Here is a 17581-nt window from a genome sequence, read left to right as displayed (position 1 = left end):
CCCAGAAGTTTGCTCATTTATGTCTGTACCTATGTTTACTATGAAAAATACCCCGATCGACAAATTGATGGAAATCGGATTCGGACTAACGCTAGCGGTATTGCTGCTGATTGGCGGCATTGCATACAGCTTGTCCAGCCCAATCGTCGGCTTCTTCATCGGCGCTTGTGTCATTTTATTACTCGTGTTTCTGGCCCTGATGTTTACCCGTATCCAGCGCGAAATTCAAGCTCAGGCGGCAAGCTCCATAAACAAAATTCAGCCGGCACTATTAAAGGCAGGAAGCCTGCAAGATGCTATTTTTAACAGTGCCAATTTCTCCAGTATTGCCACCGATGCCCACGGTGTAATACAAATTTTTAATGTCGGTGCTGAGCGCATGCTCGGTTACGAAGCGGCTGACGTGGTGGACAAGATCACGCCAGCGGGTATCTCTGACGCACATGAGTTGATTTTGCGGGCAGAAGCACTTAGTCTGGAGTTCGATACGCGCATCACACCGGGCTTTGAAGCCTTGGTATTCAAAGCCTCGCGCGGCATTGAAGACATTTATGAATTGACTTACATCCGTAAGGATAGCAGCCGTTTTCCCGCCATTGTTTCCGTTACCGCGTTGCGTGATGCGGAGGATAAAATCATCGGTTACCTGCTCATCGGTACCGACAATACGGCACGCAAACAAGTTGAAGCGGAACAGGCTTTGCTCTACCAGCGTTTGCGTGACCAGCAGTTCTATACCCGCTCACTGATTGAATCAAATATCGACGCATTAATGACCACCGATCACCGCGGCATTATCAGCGACGTGAACCAGCAGATGGAAGCATTAACTGGCTGCACCCGCGATGAATTGATCGGGGCACCTTTCAAAAACTATTTCACCGAACCGGAACGTGCCGAAGCGGCCATCACACGAGTGCTGCGTGAAGGCAAGGTTACCAATTACGAACTCACTGCCCATGCGCGTGACGGTAAAGAAACCGTAGTTTCGTATAACGCGACGACGTTTTACGACCGCGACCGACGCTTACAAGGTGTATTTGCCGCAGCGCGTGACGTCACTGACCGTAAACAATTCGAGCATCGCTTGCAAGAAAACAATGTCGAATTGGAGAGCGCTAAGGCCGCCGCAGAAAAAGCCAACCTGGCCAAATCCGATTTTTTATCCAGCATGAGCCATGAATTACGCACACCACTGAATGCAGTGCTAGGCTTTGCGCAGTTAATGGCGTCTGAAGTACCACCGCCAACTGCGGCTCAGAAGATGTCGATAGATCAAATATTGCAAGCCGGTTGGTACCTGCTGCGACTGATTAATGAAATTCTTGATTTGGCGTTGGTTGAATCGGGCAAAGTAACGATGTCGCAAGAATCGATTTCGCTCACCGATGTGCTGCAAGATTGCCAGTCCATGATCGAACCGCAGGCACACAGTCGCGGCATACAGATGACCTTCATGCACGTTGATACGCCTTTTTATGTGCATGCCGACCGCACGCGCGTTAAGCAAGTCTTGATCAATTTGCTGTCCAACGCAATCAAATACAATCGCCCTGGTGGCGGGGTCATTGTGCAATGTGAGTTGCGTGCAGAAAACTGGGTTCGGATCAGCGTAAAAGACACCGGCATCGGCTTATCAACAGATCAGTTGACACAACTATTCCAGCCGTTTAACCGACTGGGACAAGAAGTGAGCACCGAAGAAGGCACGGGCATCGGTTTAGTCGTTACCAAGCAATTGATCGAATTAATGGGCGGCACAATCGGCGTTGAAAGCAGCGTTGGTATCGGCAGTGTTTTTTGGGTTGAATTACAAGCCTCCGTTGCGCCAGAACTGATGTACGGCGAGACCAGCAATCTGAATATCGACCAGCAAACACATAACAGTAAAAACCCCGATTCTGACCGCCGTACCTTGCTGTATGTTGAAGACAATCCGGCCAATCTGGCCTTGGTCGAACAATTGATTGCGCGCCGCAGCGACTTGAAGTTACTGACCGCCATTAACGGCCACCTGGGAATTCAACTGGCGCGCACCTTCCAGCCCGACATAATTTTAATGGATATTAATTTGCCGGGCATCAGCGGCTTCGGGGCCTTGAGAATTCTGAGAGAAGATCCATTAACGGCACACATTCCGGTTCTCGCACTGTCTGCCAATGCGGTACCGCGTGACATCGAAAAAGGAATGGAAGCAGGCTTCTTCCGCTATTTAACCAAGCCAATTAAGGTTGATGAATTCATGGAAGCATTGAACACCGCCGTGAGCTACACGGCAGAAAATGATGTAGGAGATGAAGTTAGCAAGATAGAGTAATGCCAATCAAGACCGATTTACTGAAAGAATGTCATGCCTAAACTATCTGATTTTTTAAATGCCAGCATCTTGATTGTGGATGATCAGGAAGCGAATGTCCTGTTACTGGAGAACATGTTGAAAAATGTGGGCTACACACAGGTTACGTCCACCACAGATCCGCGTCAGGTATGCGCTTTGCATGCAGAACATCGCTACGATTTGATCTTGCTCGATTTGCAAATGCCCACCATGGATGGCTTCGAGGTTATGCAGGGTTTGTCGGAAATTGAGGCCGATGGCTATTTTCCCGTCTTGGTCATCACCGCCCAACCGGCACACAAATTACGCGCCTTACAAGCGGGTGCCAAAGACTTCGTCAGCAAACCATTTGACTTGCTTGAGGTGCAAACCCGCATACATAACATGCTGGAAGTGCGCTTGTTATACAGAAAACTAGCCAACTACAACAAGGAACTGGAAGCCGAAGTACAAGCACGCACGGCTGAACTGCGCGAGAGCGAAGCCCGTTTCAAGAGTTTTACCGAACTTTCTTCAGATTGGTATTGGGAACAGGATCAAGCCGGAAAGTTTACCAAAGTGTATGGCCCGGTATTTGAAATGCTAGGGATTGATGCTCAAGAGATGCTTGGATCGGCGGACTCAACCAGCACAAATTTTACCGGACAATGGAATGCTTCCGAGCGTGCGCAACTGGACGCCAATATTGCGGCGCGCCGGCCTTTTCTCGATTTTATTTATACACGCTATCAACCCGATGGGAAAACACAATACTTGCAAGTTAGTGGTGAACCGATCTTTGATTCAAACAGCTGCTTTGTCGGTTATCGCGGAATAGGGATGGATGTTACTGAGCGCATGCAAGCTAAAAATGACTAGTTCATCGTAAATGATGGTATAGCAGCAGGGATGTCGCGTTGCATGCACCGACATCCCTTGCAAGGAATGCTTCCAGCGACAAAAGCAATTCAGTGCCTACAAAATACGCCGCTCAGAATTACCTTTCCCTGCCCTCATTATCGTCATCAAAAAAACGCGTAATTACTTCAGCGTCATTTCATTCTTAACCAATTTCACACCGTCGATTTTTTCCGCTACGGCAATCGCCGTGCGTATGTTATCGACAGAACCCACAAAACCGCTCAACTGAACTTCTCCCTTGTACGTCTTGACAGTAATTTCAGCCACTTTCAACGACGGCTCGCCTAAAATTGCCGCCTTCACGTTGGTGGTAATGACCGTGTCATCCACGTATTGCCCTGTGCTTTCGTGTGTTGGAGTGGATGAACAAGCCGCCAGCGTAGAAAACAAAACGGTGACAATTACGCTAGATGCTAGTTTAAAATTTTTCATGATGAAATTCCTTAGTTGGTAATTAACATCGTTAAGTTAAGTGGCTTAAATGAACACCTGCTTGCTGAACAATGCAGCGTTAAGGCGCACTATTTTAACGATGCTCTTCCTCATGCTGATTACCCTCATGTGGTGCTGAATGCTGCGCTGGATGCGGTTCTGAATGTGATGCCTGCTGCTCCTCATGTTTCGGTGCCCGGGCTTGCGGATGTTGTGCATTCCCGGCAGGCGAATGATGCGATGACGCAGCTTGTGCCACCCTTGCAGCAACCACATTTGGCGCATTGAATGCGTTCGGCTCTGGTGTCGCAGCGACCTTTGGCACGCCATGATTAACTGAAGCACGCTGAACTTGATTGCCACGTGCAGCGGATTCATGCTGTGTTTGCAATGGAGTTTGCACTTTATGCGGCATGCCGGCAATGACTTCTTCAGCCTTGGTCGGCTGCAACCGAACACCACCTTGTCCACCGTTATAACTAACCCGATTCACCGTCGTATTAACAACTCTTGAATTGTAGATATTGGTGATGTGGCGATTACCGACGTTATTAACACTGCGGTTGTAATTGAACACGCCATTATTCCAATGCCCGCCTTGATAGCCAACACCTACATAGCCATAACCATAATTAATACCGCCGTAATAACCGATATGGGTACCCCAATAACCGCCATGCCAGGCATAACCGCCATTAGCCCAGCCCCAATAACCCGGCGTCCATAAAGCCCCGACAAATGGTGCGACAACCCAGGTTCCCGGCACCCAGTAATAATCGGCATCTGCATCATTCCATGACCAATAGCCTGGCGTCCATAAATAGCCATCACCAGGAATTGCCGGTTGCGCATAAATCGGCAACGCAGGAGGTGCAATGTTAATTGAAAGTGAGACATCTGCCTGAGCAATAAACGGGGTAACCAAAGCCGCAGCAAGAGTCAATTGAATAATGATTTTATGCATGGTAGATCCTTTCAAGCCGCAGAATGCGACAACACGGTTTTTTGATTTGTTAATCTGCATACCTATCGAATGATAGAGTGGGTAATTTCTTAGCTGAATACCAAGCAATTGGCTAATCGCTTATGTTGAACTCATGTTACACCGATGCACAATAAACTCTGTACGGTGACGCACATAGGTTCGCCGTAACCAATTCCCCAAATAACCAATGACGGCATTTAAAAATTTAATTAAATAATACAGCGCAACGCATTAAACCGATCACTGACCGCAATCAAATTACTGGCTGAAAACGTATGACCGAGTTTGTTTTTTAATTATCAAAAATGCTTGACTCTATACACCGCATTACCTGATACTTCAGGCTTCCCTGAGAAAAAGGGGAAGCAGGTTTGAGAGCCTGCTCTACTTACTATCCGCATGAACGGCGTGAAGCCGTTTTTTTACGTGCGTGTACTATCACGTCTCTTCATTGATCGAGTCGCCCAAGGGAGCCTCCCCCTCAGGCTCTCACAGAACCGGACGTGAACCTCTCGATTCATCCGGCTCTTGTCGCTCAGCCCTGACTCGGCAGCCATATCGGAAGTAGATCAGGCTGACGGGCACACAGCCGCATCATCCATTGCCACCCCTTGGCATAGCTATACCGCAATCGTTTGTATTTCCGCATTGCCCACCGCACCAGATACAGATTGATCGTCGCTAGTGCGTTGATGAGCAAGCCCCGGTTGAAGCGCCCGTAGTACTGAATCCACCCGTTGAGAATCGGGCGTATTCGTTGGACCACTTCATCCAGACTGGATCCCGTCTGCAGATGCAGCCGCCAACTTCGGATCGTCTGCCGCATGGTTTTACATGCTTTCGGACTGACTGCCGGCGTGAACCGGGCAAATATCGTTCCTCGTTGACGGTTACGAACCCAACGGGGCCGAAACTCGAAACCGAGGAAATCGAATTTGTAGACCGGATGCCGACCTCGTCGTGCTTCGTCCTTGCAGTACACGATCTTGGTCTTGTCCGGATGCAGTTCCAGCTTGCACTCGGCCAGCCGCTTCTGTACCGCCCGCCGCAGCATGTTGGCTTGCGTCTTGCTGAAGCAATGACAGATGACATCATCTGCATACCGTGCAAACGGTAGATCTGGAAAGTGTTTATCCATCCACCGATCGAAAGCGTAATGCAGAAACAGGTTGGCCAGCAACGGGCTGATGACTCCGCCTTGCGGCGTGCCTTTTCCCGTGTTGGTCACCAATGAGCCATCCGGCATTTGCACTGGCGCTGTCAGCCATCTTTCGATGTACAACAACACCCAGCGACAGTCGGTGTGCTTACGTACCGCCCTCATCAATAGCTCATGGTCGATATTGTCGAAGAATCCTTTGATGTCCAAGTCCACCACCCAGTCTATGTTTCGGCATCGCTGCCGGACACAGCCAACGGCCTCATGAGCCGAACGGTTGGGTCGATAGCCGTAGGAGTTGCGATGAAATATCGGCTCCAACTGCGGCTCCAAGATGTTCTTGACCACCATTTGCGCGATGCGATCGGCTACCGTGGGAATGCCTAACGGTCGCGTCTTGCCATCGCTCTTCGGAATCTCCACCCGACGTACCGGACGCGGTAGGTAACTGCCAGACGAAAGTCGATTCCACAGCCGGTACAGGTTCTTACTCAGATCCTGTTCAAACTGGTCGATCGTCTCGCCGTCCACGCCTGCCGCGCCGCGATTGGCTTTGACTTGTTTGTACGCTTGCCAGACTTCCCGTTTGGAAATCACAAATGGCTTTACCTGTTTCATGCGAATCATCCTCTTATAAGTTGTTCGCCTGAATCAGGCTGAACGACAGTGCCCCTTTGGTCCAGCGCCATTACAGCGCCTTCATCCCTACTACGAGCACTTCTGCCCCTGTGCGCCGCTTCGGTACTCTGTTCCTCGTGGGGGCTACCCACTTGAAAGTCTCCCTTGGCATCGGCACGACAGGTTCTCAAGTTCCTTATCGAAGCCTGAATCGAATTCACGCCATCTCTACGCCGGTCGCCGCTCAAGCAGTAATCAGGTTTCCCTTGAGCTTATCCCGCAGACACCACCACTCCACGATTTCGACGACTTCTCTATGCTTTTACGACGCTTCAACAATGGTTCACTTGCGTTCGTCTCTTCGATTCCTACCTGACGGAGTTAACTCCGCCTTTTAGCCTCAACGCTCACCACCAGGGCTCTTTACCCTCGCAGCTTGAGGTGGTTTGTGACCTGCGCCTGCACGCCGATCACGAGGGGTCGGCCCTCATCTTCAATAAAGCATCGCTTCAGCCAGTACTTCGGCTTTCGCGTTCTTGACACACGGCGGTGGTAGCAGGAGCCTTCGGGCTGCTGGATTTGATAGTAAGTGCCAGTCTCTCAACCCGCTATTTGCCGCCCACCCGTTTAATAGCGGGTGGCGTTCAAACCGAACTGGAAGGAGCGCACCATGACCAGCACCGATCAGATACACACGCAACAACACCCACCACTTATTACCCACCTCGCCGTCGACACGATTGACGCCTATACCCAGGCGCGTGACATCGTCAGCGATCTTTCGGCCATTTTTGAAGTGCTCGATCATCTTGCTCTGACAGATTTTTCCAATAAACGTATTACACCCATATTATTCCGGGCAGGGTTTTGTCATGCGACGGAACGGCTCGAATTCATTGAGGAAAAAATCACCGACGCTTATAAGACACTGGATGAACTGAAGGCTGACAACGGTCACACTGCTCATACCAATAGTGATGCCGGTTAAAACCCAGGTTCACTTATAGTTGGATTGATACATCATTTAGTATCTTGATAAAACTCCCCAAAACCAGCACGTACTCTGCGCTGGCTTTGGGTTGAAATACGGCAAATCGAAATTAATCGATACCGTTGATCGGGCCTGTAACAGTCGTGCTTGAATTGCCGCCCAAGCCGGTGCCTGGTGCAGTCATTCCGTTAAACAAGAGAATGTGCATAATACATTTGATTAAATGTTGATGATCCTGTGGTCGCATATGGAATTATTTGCATAGGTGCCCTGGTAGAATATGGCATAGGTGCTTGTGGTTTATTTAGATCGTTTTCTGGAATAGGTATAAATACGCGCCCAGTCCCCTTACCTGGAATAGCTTGCACTCTGGTGGATCGGTTGCGAGGAGGCTCTGTGCTGAAGCAAACTCCGCCGTAGGCTGCGCCAGCCCCCAATGTAAAATCATTCTCATTGGTAATATCTTTCATTCCCATACTTTCACATACTTTTCGATTTAGATCATTGGCCTCTGGTACCTGCTGACCTGCTTTAATCGTTTTGGATCCGTCGCGATTTTTGACGGCATTTTTTACCATATTGACGCCAGGTGGGCTGGAAAAAAACCCGGGGATTTCGCCGGGTTCAATTGAGATATCTTTCGATAGATCTAGCAATGCGTCTGGGCTGGTTTGAGCCTGAGTGCTGTGGTAGTTAATGCCTAAGGTTATAGCAATTAATAGAAGACTAATCTTGTTCATAACAACTCCTTATTAAATTAATAGGAACTTATGTAAGAGTGCTCCAACAAGAGGCGCTGACTTAGATTGATTGCTACTGGTGAGTGATTCGTGCTGAAGCGATATTGATAATAATGCATATTAATTTTTATTTCTATTATATTAATTATTTATTAATGAGTAGCAATAACGCTCAATATGGCTACGATTGGGGAGCTCGGTATAAAGCAATTGAGAAGTTATTGAATAAAAAAAGCGCAATCCATAAATAGATTGCGCTTTTTATGCCTTATACGTCAGCTATTACCATGCAATGTAGAATTTAACCAAGGTCACTCAAAGGGGTCAGGTCTATTAATACATTTTTCAAAACTTCCCATCCTCAAATGCTCGCAATGCTCGGCTCACCTTCATGTAATGCACTCCAAAATAATCCGCTATTTGTGCCATCGTATAAGCGCCCGACTTGTAAGCTCTTGCTATGGATTCATTTCTACTTGTGTATTTTTTTGGTATTCGTTTAGTGTTAATGCCAGCGTTCGGCGATGTGCGGTCGACATCTCTCTTAAATTTTCTTGTTTTATATCGGTTTGATGCTGCGCTATAAAATCATCGTCACCCAACAACAATTGATGCCGGGTCGCTAGCAACGGCGACGCTAACCCTTTGCCTTGCAGCACAAACCGTTGAAATGCCCGACATGCCCGTTTGCGTTGCGTTCCAAATTGAGTCAGCAGCCAATCCGTGTCCAACCAAGGTGGTGCGAATTCATCACTCACGCAAGCAACATAGCTACTCCAAGGCCATTCTTCTGGCGTTTCTACCATACAAGCCCGCACTGGATTCAAGACAACATAGCGCGATAGCTCTAATAGATGCGCTTCTTTTTGTACCAATATTGCCTTATTCCGACCTTGAAATAAATGTCCTACTTGTTGATGATGGCGGTTAAATTTTTGTGTATAAACGCCATTCAACTGACGCATACCAGCAGATAAATTGCCTTCGACAGTTTCGATCAACAAATGATAATGATTCGTCATGTGGCAATAGGAATGCACCACCCAATTAAACCGATTACACGCCATTGCCAACACTGCTAGCCACTCCTCCCTATCTGCATCATCCCAAAAGATATCCTCACGCCGATCCCCACGTGAAGTCACGTGATACAGAGCGCCTGCAAATTCTAATCGGAGTGGTCTAGCCATTACAGGAAGATAACACAAACATTATAAATATTACAATGCTTGACCTGCCCCCCCCCCCTTTTGCTCGTATCTTGATGAAACTCCCCCAAAACCAGCAAGTGCACTGCGCTGGCTTTGGGTTGAAATACGGCAAATCGAAATTAATCGATACCGTTGATCGGGCCTGTAACAGTCGTGCTTGAATTGCCGCCCAAGCCGGTGCCTGGTGCAGTCATTCCGTTAAACAGGATATACATGTTGTGACCTAAAAATGTCGACAGACCAAAGCCAACCGACGAGTTAGTCGTTGCTGAGCTGCCGTCTGATCCTGCCACATTGTTATAAGCAATGACTTTACTACCAGCAATAACGCTGGCATTCGCGACAGAGTATGTCAACGTACCTTTGGCTGTAGTTGAACCGGTATTTGCCATACTAAACGGCACACTTTGTACGGTTGTCGGGCAATACCAGCCATCAAAATTACCTGAGGTCGGGCATGCTTTCAGGTTCTTGTTAGCCGTGTCATTGAAATAAATTACATCAGTGCCGCTATCAATATAAGCCGAATACCAAGTACCACCGACCTCTGTGTTGAAAGTACCGCTAAGCGATGTATTACCGCCCAAATTCACGATCGGTAAAGTCGCTGCTGCCGGAACATTATTGCTTTGGGTACTCACACCAAACATCAACGTACCGACCACGGCCGTTGTAGAACCGCTGGCACCGACCGCTGGAAGACTCAATACCACGCCGTTGTTGTCGGTAGCAAACTGGCTGACCGTACTTGGCATACCTGCATAAGCCGTGTTCGCAGAACAGCTACTGCCGGTGGCAGTTTTACAATTGAAATACAGCGGATAGTTGTCAGCCAAATCAAAACTCACACCGATCAAACCATTACCACCGAAGCTTTGCGTTGTGTCAGTCTGTGTACCACCTTGGCTGCTGCAGGTTTTAGGGACGGTATAGCTGGAACTGCCAAACACTTGCATCGTGGTGCTTTTCACCAGTTCACCGGCAATATACACATCGGCATTCACAACTGGGCCATACACGTAAGAATCCACATAGGTTTCGCACTCAGTCAGTTTTGTGCCTGAACTAGATCCGGCAACTAAAGGCAAACCGCCGGAGACGCCAGGTTGCAGTTTGGACGACAAGGCCGTCGCTGCAATCCGCAAACCGGTTGAACCGGTATCAACAATTACATGGTCGATGATTTGGCAATTGGTTGTGCTACCAGGCGCGCAAATTTTGACACTGACATACGGTTCCATCGCTGCATTCACTGCACCGGCAGTACCGCCAGCGGCGCAAGGAAAACCGTCAATAACTAATGGCGTTGTGTTACCGGTACCGGTTGAGGTTACTGTGCCGCAACCCATTGCCGTCGACTGCGCCCAAGATGTATTCATGCAGCCAAGTAAGACAACTGCGGCAAAAAAAAGCTTGGTGAGATTGCGTGTATTTTTCATTGGTTCACCTCAACATTAACTTTAACAGGGCCGGACATTGTGTCAGGAATCATGCCGGGAATATGTGCCGTACCAGAAAAGAAACGATTACGCACAGCTGAGTGAATAACCAGATCGGATTCAACCCGATCCATGTGTCGATCTGTCGGTTTTCCTGTTACCTGACCTGCTTGAGTCTGACGAGTAAAACGCGTGACATAAGTGCCGAGTAGCTGTGCCATATCGGGACGCTGACCACGCCCGCTCCAAGTCACTTCAAATACCCGACCGGCCGGATTTACCAATTCATGCACCACCAAGCCCTTAGGCAGTGTGAGCGCATAGTCGGTATAGCTTGTGCCGACAGTAGCGGTCATGGTGGCATGCAGTGCGGACTGATCCGCGGTAACACTGGCGGCTTGCTCACCCAAAGTGGCATGCGCCGAAAACGATATGGCTAACATTGCCAAACTTATTGCCGCTTTCGGCAATAAGGAAATTACTTTATTTTCTGCTTTAGCAGTTATTCGATTTGACACGATACTAACTCCCCATTTATTTTCCAAATAAAAAATATGCCCTTTCAAGTCGTTAATAGCTACCACTGGCCTGACGGACATAGTGCCTCTCAATACACTGCGCGAGCTGGTAATAATGAAAAAAATGAATGTGCCGTGCAGCAATTGAGTAAAAAGATACTAGCTGACTTTGTTGCCGGGGAGGAAACAAAGTGTCAAAAATGGCACGAATAACTGTAGTATGTTTTGTCTAATGACTTTTTTGTAGCATCATCACAACGATTATTTGGCAAAAATTGGCTTGAGGCAATTTTTATTTGAAGAGTCAACTAATTAAACGAATGGAGTTCTGGTACTGCAGTATGTAATTACATTAATGGCATTTTTAGAGTTAACGATTGGATTTTTTAACGCCAGTTTCCAGCAACTCAACCATTCCTCTAAATTCCAGTTTTTTAGCCATATCAAGAGCGCTCACGCTCAACGCATTGCTAAGTAATGGATCGGCACCGTTATCCAGCAACAATTTAACTGTGCGGGTTTTGTTAGCACGTACTGCCATCATCAATGACGTTAATCCATTGGGCGCGGCAGCGTCAATATCTGCGTCGTGCTGCAAGAGAATAGTGACGATGACGTCATTACCGGCCGTAGCGGCGTAATGCAACGGAGTCCAGCCGGTTTTGTTAACTTGAGCACCGTGTGCAATCAGTGTTTCTACCGCATGCTGATTACCAAGGTAAGCCGCCATCATTAAGGCAGTATTGCCGTTATTTGCGGTGGCATCCAAATTTATGCCTGGCGCTTGCACCAAAAAATCAATGGCTCTGAGCGAGTTTTCTCGTACTGCCAAGATCAAGGCGGTTTCGCCCCGCATCGGCTCATGACAATTCGGATCAACCCCGCGCGCGATGAACTTACTCAAATCGCTGACATAATCAAATTCAGCTGCTTTTAAAAAATCGTCCTGGTCGCTGGCCAGCGCCAACAAGGGCTGGAATGTGATTAGCAACAACAGGCTAACAAGTAAGCGGCGCAGAATTTTGTTCATCATGCTGCATGCTTAAACAGTGTAAAAAAATTCTCGGTAGTTTGCTGCTCAACTTGCGCCAGCGGGATCTGTTTTAAATCCGCCAAATACTCGGCCACATGTTTAACCCAACCCGGCTCATTCATTTTTCCGCGATGCGGTATTGGTGCTAAATACGGCGAATCGGTCTCAATTAAAATCCGTTCTAATGGCAATGCCTTTGCCACTTCCTGAATTTGCTTGGCACTTTTAAAAGTCAAAATCCCCGAGAAGGAAATATAAAACCCCATATCAACTGCCGCCAGAGCCACGTCTAAGGTTTCCGTAAAACAATGCATCACACCACCCGCCCCGCCCTGCTCTATTCCGGCACCAGATTCACGCATGATCTTAATCGTGTCTTCAGCCGACGCACGGGTATGAATAATCAACGGTTTTCCAGTAATGCGAGAGGCTTCGATATGGGTACGAAACCGATTACGCTGCCATTCCAAGTCACCTGTTAATCGGAAATAATCCAGCCCGGTTTCACCAATCGCGATAACTTTAGGATGATTTGATAAAGTCACCAATTGTTCCACCGTTGGTTCCGGCGTATCAACATAATCAGGATGCACGCCAACCGAAGCGTATAAGTGCGGATAAGTTTCAGCCAGATTCAACACCCGCGGAAAATCCGGCAAATCCACCGCTACACACAAAGCACGCCCCACCTGATTAGCTTCCATCGTCGCTAAAATCTCAGGCAGGCGAGCAGATAGTTCGGGGAAATCAAGATGGCAGTGGGAATCGATAAACATGGGAATGAGCCTAAAAATTGAGGTAGTGATTAACTGATGTGAAATACTGCACTGGTTGAAATATGTATGTGTTGAAGTTGGTTTTGACGTTGCTTTTGACCTACCCCCACTTCTAGTTCGGCCGGTTTTTCACAGGGAAAATGGATAAGAAAGGTTCGTTGTCTGAGCCGCAGGCGAGTTTCGAACTTTTCCCATTTTCCCTGTGAAAAATCGGGGTTTCCGAAATAGCGTGGTCGCCTTTTTTGGCTTACACTTTTTTGGCGAAGCAAAAAAGGTAAGTAGCTGTCGGGCTACCCCCGACCAGCAATCCAAAATAAATCTAGCGCCAATCAATATTCAACCAGCAAACAAAACCAGAATAGTTGTTGATCAACCGTAACGCGTGGGCACAAAACCGTGCCCACCCTACCTGCCTACTTATTAATAACCTGCAGAATAGCCTGCGCACTTTCCCTCGCACTATCCCGCAACAAACTATGATGCATCTCCAAAAACCGCTGCTTCAAGCGCGTCACCAATTTATCATCATGCAATTGCTTCCAAAGCGCATCAGCCAATGCCAACGGCGTAGCCGCATCCTGCAAAAATTCCGGCACCAAAAACTCCCGCGCCAAAATATTCGGCAAACCGACCCACGGCTGATACCCCATATGCCGCATAATTTGCCAACTAGCCCATATCTGCTTATACGCAATCACCATCGGCTTTTTCAACAAAGCCACTTCCAGCGTTGCCGTGCCAGACGCCACCAAGACACTATTTGCAGCAGTAATCGCCGTGTGTGAACGGCCATCAATTAACAGCACCGGCACATCCATTAACTTAGCCTGAACCACTTGTTGAATATACGCATCGCGCTGTTTAGAACCCGCCATAGGCACCACAAAGCGAATCGATGGATCACGCTCGGCCAGCAATTTTGCAGCGCCAATAAAGGCCGCAGTATTGTAATTAATTTCCGATAACCGGCTGCCCGGCATAATCGTCACCACATTCGCGTCGAGTGGCAATCCAAGTTCTTTACGTGCGGCCATCATATCTGGCTCAAGCGGCAAAACTTCAGCTAACGGATGACCGACATAGGTAACAGGGATATTGGCAGCTTGGTAGATTTCCGATTCAAACGGAAAAATCACCAGCATATGCGACACCGATTTAATGATTTTTTTAATCCGCCCTGCACGCCAAGCCCAAATTGACGGGCCAATAAAATGTACCGTGGGAATACCTGCTTCTTTAAGGCGCTGTTCCACCGTAAAATTAAAATCAGGCGCATCAACTCCGATAAATACATCTGGCCGCTCAGCCAATAATTGTGTACTTAAATTTGTCTGGACTGCTTTTATTTCACGGTAATGCATCAGCACTTCAAACAGGCCGCGCACGGATAAAGTTTCCATCGGATAGTCCGACACAAAACCGTATTCGGCCATGTGCTTGCCGCCGATGCCGTGCATATGCGCATCCGGCAATTGCGGGCGTAAGCCAGATAACAAACGACTAGCTAATAAATCGCCAGAGGTTTCACCCGCAACAACCGCAATATTAGCGCTCATCAACGCACAATTCCACGCGTAGAGCGCTCTAAGAATGTTTGCATTTGCTGAATCTGTTGCTGCGCTGCAGGGTGTTCGGCAAGAGCAGCTTGCATTGCCAACTTGGCTTCTTCCAACGTTAAACCAGATTTATACAATAATTTGTAAATCTGTCGGATGGCATTAAGTTGCTCACGTGTGAAACCGCGCCGTTTCAAGCCCTCCAGATTCAAGCCATGTACCGCCGCCGGATTGCCTGACAAGATTACAAACGGAGGCACGTCTTGAGTGAGACTGGTATTCATCCCCAACATGGCATGCGCGCCAATTTTACAAAACTGATGTACGCCAGCAAAGCCGCCTAAAATTACCCAGTCACCAATTTCCACATGACCGGCGATAGAGGCATTATTGGCAAAAATAGTGTTATTCCCAACTTGGCAATCGTGCGCAATGTGTACATACGCCATCATCAAATTGTCGTGACCAATCCGAGTCACGTCAGCATCTTGCACCGTACCTAAATTAAAAGTACAAAATTCACGCACCGTATTACGGTCGCCAATTTCCAGGCGAGTCGGCTCACCTGCATATTTTTTATCTTGTGGCGCTGCGCCGATGGAGGAAAATTGAAAAAATGTATTGTCACGGCCAATCGTCGTATGACCTTCCAGCACCACATGCGGGCCGATTTTAGTCCCGGCAGCAATCTGCACATGTGGGCCGATGATGCTGTAAGCACCTACTTCGACCGAACTATCCAAACACGCTTCTTTAGCAATAATCGCTGTCGAATGGATTTTACTCATGCTCACGCTCCTGATTAATCTGGCACCACAGGGGCTGGCTTAGCGGCTGAACTTTCTACTGTGCGTAAAGTGCACATCAAATCAGCTTCCACGGCTAACTGACCATCCACTGAGGCAGTTGCTTTGTATTTCCAGATACCACGCGCAACCTTGACAATTTCAACCTCTAATTTCAACTGATCACCCGGCTCAACTGGCCGTTTAAAGCGTGCATTATCAATTCCTAAAAAATACACTAAGGTATTTTCATCGGGTTTTTGCCCCATGGTTAGAAACGATAATAAAGCAGCGGCCTGTGCCATTGCTTCAATCATTAATACACCAGGCATCACCGGTTTATTCGGGAAATGGCCGTTGAAAAATTCTTCATTGGCAGTCACGTTTTTAATCGCGGTAATAGTCTTGCCTGATTCCCAATTCAGTACCCGGTCAACCAGTAACATTGGGTAACGGTGCGGCAAGTATTCTTTGATCTGATTAATGTCTAAGCTATTCATCTTTTTTTCCATTTTGAGCGCTAGTGAGCGATTGAATTGTTTTTTCCATGGCGCGTACTTTGTCGCGCAGGCTATCTAAATTACGAACGATTGCAGCAGATTTTTCCCAATCGGCATTTTTTGCCAAAGGATAAAAACCGGTATATTGACCTGCTTCCAAGATGGATCTTGACACCATACTTCCCGAAGAAATATGCACATTGTCAGCAATGGTTAAATGCCCCAACACCATTGCAGCACCACCAAAAGTACAATGACTGCCAATTTTGGCGCTACCGGCAACACCAACGCAACCAGCCATGGCCGTGTGTGCGCCGATATGGCAGTTGTGGCCGATTTGAATTTGATTATCTAACTTAACGCCGTCTTCGATGATCGTGTCAGTTAAGGCGCCGCGATCTATGCAGGTATTCGCACCAATCTCAACGTCATCACCTATCGCTACGCCACCCGTTTGGGGAATCTTCAACCAGCGCCCAGCTTCATTCGCGAATCCAAACCCTTCACCGCCGATCACCGCACCAGAATAAATAATGGCACGTTGCCCGATACGGCATTCATGGTGCCAGGTGACGTTAGCGTGAAAATGACTGTGCGCGCCAATCTGTGCGCCGTGACCAATAAAACAGCCGGCATCAATTTGCACATGCTCGCCAATAACGGCGTTTTCTTCAATACAAACCAACGGTCCAATCGCCGCACTGGCAGCAATACGGGCAGTCGGATCAACGCTGGCACTAGGATGTATGCCGGGCACTAGGGGCTGCCGTTTTAATTCAGCAAATAATTGCGCGGTTTTTGCAAAATACGCGTACGGATTATCAACTAAAATCAACGCGCCCTTAAATTGCGATCGCAAAAACTCAGCATCGGCTGCTTTGATAATGATGGCGGCAGCGAGAGTATTACCGGCTTGATTGCGTAACTTGGGATTAGATAGAAACGTGATGCTGTTTGCGTGTGCGTGCTCCAGAGGGGCAATGCTATCCACCACTAAATCAGTATCACAAATTAATTGACCGCCTAAGCGGTCAATTAATTCACTTAGATGAAGTCCAGACATTATTTACTCAATGCTTTCATCACTTTGTCAGTGATGTCGATACGTGGACTGAAATACACAACATTATCTTGCAGGACGATGTCGAATTTTTCAGCTTCAGCAATTTGCTTTATCACTTTTGTGGCGCGCTCATTTAACTTAACAGTTTCTTCATTAATACGTTGATTCACGTCTTCACGATAAGCGCGTTGCTTACGCTGAAAATCCTGATCCATATCCGATAACTCACGTTGCCGTTTGAGGCGATCTGATTCAGAAATAACAGGGGAATCTTTATCTAATTTTTCAGCCATCGCTTTGATTTTGATAGTGAAATCCTGCAAATCTTTACGACGCTGAGAGAACTCTGCTTCCAACCGGGCTTCGGACGCTTTGGCTGGCTCTGATTCACGCGTAATGCGTTCAGTACTCACGAATCCAATTTTAGTTTCGTCCGCGGTAGCACTCACGACGACCAACATGCAGCCAGAAGCCATCAATAACTGCAATAAAGATGAAATTGCATAGTGTTTCAAGATAATTCTCCGCTGAAATAAT

General features: G+C 47.7%; 17 protein-coding genes. 3 read left to right on the top strand and 14 right to left on the bottom strand.

What is annotated here, in order from left to right; translation table 11 throughout:
- The first annotated feature begins 19 nt into the window (after window positions 1-19).
- Window positions 20-2317, top strand: coding sequence for a PAS domain-containing hybrid sensor histidine kinase/response regulator (locus S2091_RS15385; RefSeq protein ID WP_243405448.1), 2298 nt, complete (start codon window positions 20-22; stop codon window positions 2315-2317).
- Window positions 2318-2350: 33 nt separating this feature from the next.
- Window positions 2351-3196 carry a response regulator gene (locus tag S2091_RS15380; protein WP_105532833.1) on the top strand — a complete coding sequence of 282 codons (846 nt, stop codon included), beginning with the start codon at window positions 2351-2353 and terminating at the stop codon, window positions 3194-3196.
- Window positions 3197-3358: 162 nt separating this feature from the next.
- Here the strand turns inward: S2091_RS15380 and S2091_RS15375 are convergent, their stop codons facing one another.
- From S2091_RS15375 to ltrA, 3 genes are all read right to left on the bottom strand, one after another.
- Window positions 3359-3670: a BON domain-containing protein gene (locus S2091_RS15375; protein ID WP_105532832.1), complete on the bottom strand. Its 312-nt coding sequence runs from the start codon at window positions 3668-3670 to the stop codon at window positions 3359-3361.
- Between the two features lie 94 nt (window positions 3671-3764).
- The gene (locus S2091_RS15370) at window positions 3765-4634 is read right to left on the bottom strand and encodes a YXWGXW repeat-containing protein (protein ID WP_243405447.1); all 870 of its coding nucleotides are present in this window, start codon (window positions 4632-4634) and stop codon (window positions 3765-3767) included.
- A gap of 556 nt (window positions 4635-5190) precedes the next feature.
- Entirely contained in the window at window positions 5191-6432 is a 1242-nt protein-coding gene (gene ltrA, locus S2091_RS15365) for a group II intron reverse transcriptase/maturase (RefSeq protein ID WP_105532910.1), read from the bottom strand.
- Window positions 6433-7102: 670 nt separating this feature from the next.
- On the opposite strand from ltrA, the gene S2091_RS15355 reads away from it, so the two are divergent.
- Window positions 7103-7420, top strand: coding sequence for a hypothetical protein (locus S2091_RS15355; RefSeq protein WP_105532829.1), 318 nt, complete (start codon window positions 7103-7105; stop codon window positions 7418-7420).
- Window positions 7421-7611: 191 nt separating this feature from the next.
- Here S2091_RS15355 and S2091_RS15350 read toward each other — a convergent pair whose 3' ends face one another.
- The 11 genes from S2091_RS15350 to S2091_RS15300 form a co-directional block, all read right to left on the bottom strand.
- Complete coding sequence (locus tag S2091_RS15350; RefSeq protein WP_105532828.1) at window positions 7612-8163, bottom strand: hypothetical protein; 552 nt, start codon at window positions 8161-8163, stop codon at window positions 7612-7614.
- A gap of 458 nt (window positions 8164-8621) precedes the next feature.
- Window positions 8622-9308, bottom strand: coding sequence for a transposase (locus tag S2091_RS15345; protein WP_243405446.1), 687 nt, complete (start codon window positions 9306-9308; stop codon window positions 8622-8624).
- A 185-nt stretch (window positions 9309-9493) separates the two neighbouring features.
- Window positions 9494-10813 (bottom strand): DUF3443 family protein, encoded by a 1320-nt coding sequence (locus S2091_RS15340; protein WP_105532827.1) that lies wholly within the window; start codon window positions 10811-10813, stop codon window positions 9494-9496.
- Window positions 10810-11331, bottom strand: coding sequence for a DUF2844 domain-containing protein (locus tag S2091_RS15335; protein WP_165795002.1), 522 nt, complete (start codon window positions 11329-11331; stop codon window positions 10810-10812). Before S2091_RS15335 ends, S2091_RS15340 begins: the two co-directional genes overlap by 4 nt.
- A gap of 370 nt (window positions 11332-11701) precedes the next feature.
- Complete coding sequence (locus S2091_RS15330) at window positions 11702-12364, bottom strand: ankyrin repeat domain-containing protein (RefSeq protein ID WP_105532825.1); 663 nt, start codon at window positions 12362-12364, stop codon at window positions 11702-11704.
- Window positions 12361-13140, bottom strand: coding sequence for a TatD family hydrolase (locus S2091_RS15325; protein WP_105532824.1), 780 nt, complete (start codon window positions 13138-13140; stop codon window positions 12361-12363). Before S2091_RS15325 ends, S2091_RS15330 begins: the two co-directional genes overlap by 4 nt.
- 413 nt (window positions 13141-13553) lie before the next feature.
- A complete protein-coding gene (gene lpxB / locus S2091_RS15320) occupies window positions 13554-14696 on the bottom strand; it encodes a lipid-A-disaccharide synthase (protein WP_105532823.1) in 1143 nt (380 codons plus the stop codon).
- Complete coding sequence (gene lpxA, locus S2091_RS15315; RefSeq protein WP_105532822.1) at window positions 14696-15484, bottom strand: acyl-ACP--UDP-N-acetylglucosamine O-acyltransferase; 789 nt, start codon at window positions 15482-15484, stop codon at window positions 14696-14698. Before lpxA ends, lpxB begins: the two co-directional genes overlap by 1 nt.
- Window positions 15485-15498: 14 nt before the next feature.
- On the bottom strand, window positions 15499-15981 hold the full coding sequence (gene fabZ, locus S2091_RS15310; RefSeq protein ID WP_105532821.1) for a 3-hydroxyacyl-ACP dehydratase FabZ: 483 nt from the start codon (window positions 15979-15981) through the stop codon (window positions 15499-15501).
- Entirely contained in the window at window positions 15974-17044 is a 1071-nt protein-coding gene (gene lpxD, locus S2091_RS15305) for a UDP-3-O-(3-hydroxymyristoyl)glucosamine N-acyltransferase (RefSeq protein ID WP_105532820.1), read from the bottom strand. Before lpxD ends, fabZ begins: the two co-directional genes overlap by 8 nt.
- Window positions 17044-17520: an OmpH/Skp family outer membrane protein gene (locus S2091_RS15300; RefSeq protein WP_105532909.1), complete on the bottom strand. Its 477-nt coding sequence runs from the start codon at window positions 17518-17520 to the stop codon at window positions 17044-17046. The genes lpxD and S2091_RS15300 overlap by 1 nt, the downstream gene beginning before the upstream one ends.
- Window positions 17521-17581 lie beyond the last annotated feature (61 nt).

Source organism: Solimicrobium silvestre, from assembly GCF_002976435.1.
In the GTDB taxonomy this organism is placed as follows: Bacteria; Pseudomonadota; Gammaproteobacteria; order Burkholderiales; family Burkholderiaceae_D; genus Solimicrobium; species Solimicrobium silvestre.
Note: the sequence above shows the minus strand (reverse complement) of the source record. Positions and strands in the feature narration are given on the sequence as shown.

Bases quoted from the DNA above. Each gene is read 5' to 3' on its own strand.
- S2091_RS15385 (WP_243405448.1), top strand. From the start codon at position 20: ATGTCTGTACCTATGTTTACTATGAAAAATACCCCGATCGACAAATTG.
- S2091_RS15380 (WP_105532833.1), top strand. From the start codon at position 2,351: ATGCCTAAACTATCTGATTTTTTAAATGCCAGCATCTTGATTGTGGAT.
- S2091_RS15375 (WP_105532832.1), bottom strand. From the start codon at position 3,670: ATGAAAAATTTTAAACTAGCATCTAGCGTAATTGTCACCGTTTTGTTT.
- S2091_RS15370 (WP_243405447.1), bottom strand. From the start codon at position 4,634: ATGCATAAAATCATTATTCAATTGACTCTTGCTGCGGCTTTGGTTACC.
- ltrA (WP_105532910.1), bottom strand. From the start codon at position 6,432: ATGAAACAGGTAAAGCCATTTGTGATTTCCAAACGGGAAGTCTGGCAA.
- S2091_RS15355 (WP_105532829.1), top strand. From the start codon at position 7,103: ATGACCAGCACCGATCAGATACACACGCAACAACACCCACCACTTATT.
- S2091_RS15350 (WP_105532828.1), bottom strand. From the start codon at position 8,163: ATGAACAAGATTAGTCTTCTATTAATTGCTATAACCTTAGGCATTAAC.
- S2091_RS15340 (WP_105532827.1), bottom strand. From the start codon at position 10,813: ATGAAAAATACACGCAATCTCACCAAGCTTTTTTTTGCCGCAGTTGTC.
- S2091_RS15330 (WP_105532825.1), bottom strand. From the start codon at position 12,364: ATGATGAACAAAATTCTGCGCCGCTTACTTGTTAGCCTGTTGTTGCTA.
- S2091_RS15325 (WP_105532824.1), bottom strand. From the start codon at position 13,140: ATGTTTATCGATTCCCACTGCCATCTTGATTTCCCCGAACTATCTGCT.
- lpxB (WP_105532823.1), bottom strand. From the start codon at position 14,696: ATGAGCGCTAATATTGCGGTTGTTGCGGGTGAAACCTCTGGCGATTTA.
- lpxA (WP_105532822.1), bottom strand. From the start codon at position 15,484: ATGAGTAAAATCCATTCGACAGCGATTATTGCTAAAGAAGCGTGTTTG.
- fabZ (WP_105532821.1), bottom strand. From the start codon at position 15,981: ATGAATAGCTTAGACATTAATCAGATCAAAGAATACTTGCCGCACCGT.
- lpxD (WP_105532820.1), bottom strand. From the start codon at position 17,044: ATGTCTGGACTTCATCTAAGTGAATTAATTGACCGCTTAGGCGGTCAA.
- S2091_RS15300 (WP_105532909.1), bottom strand. From the start codon at position 17,520: ATGGCTTCTGGCTGCATGTTGGTCGTCGTGAGTGCTACCGCGGACGAA.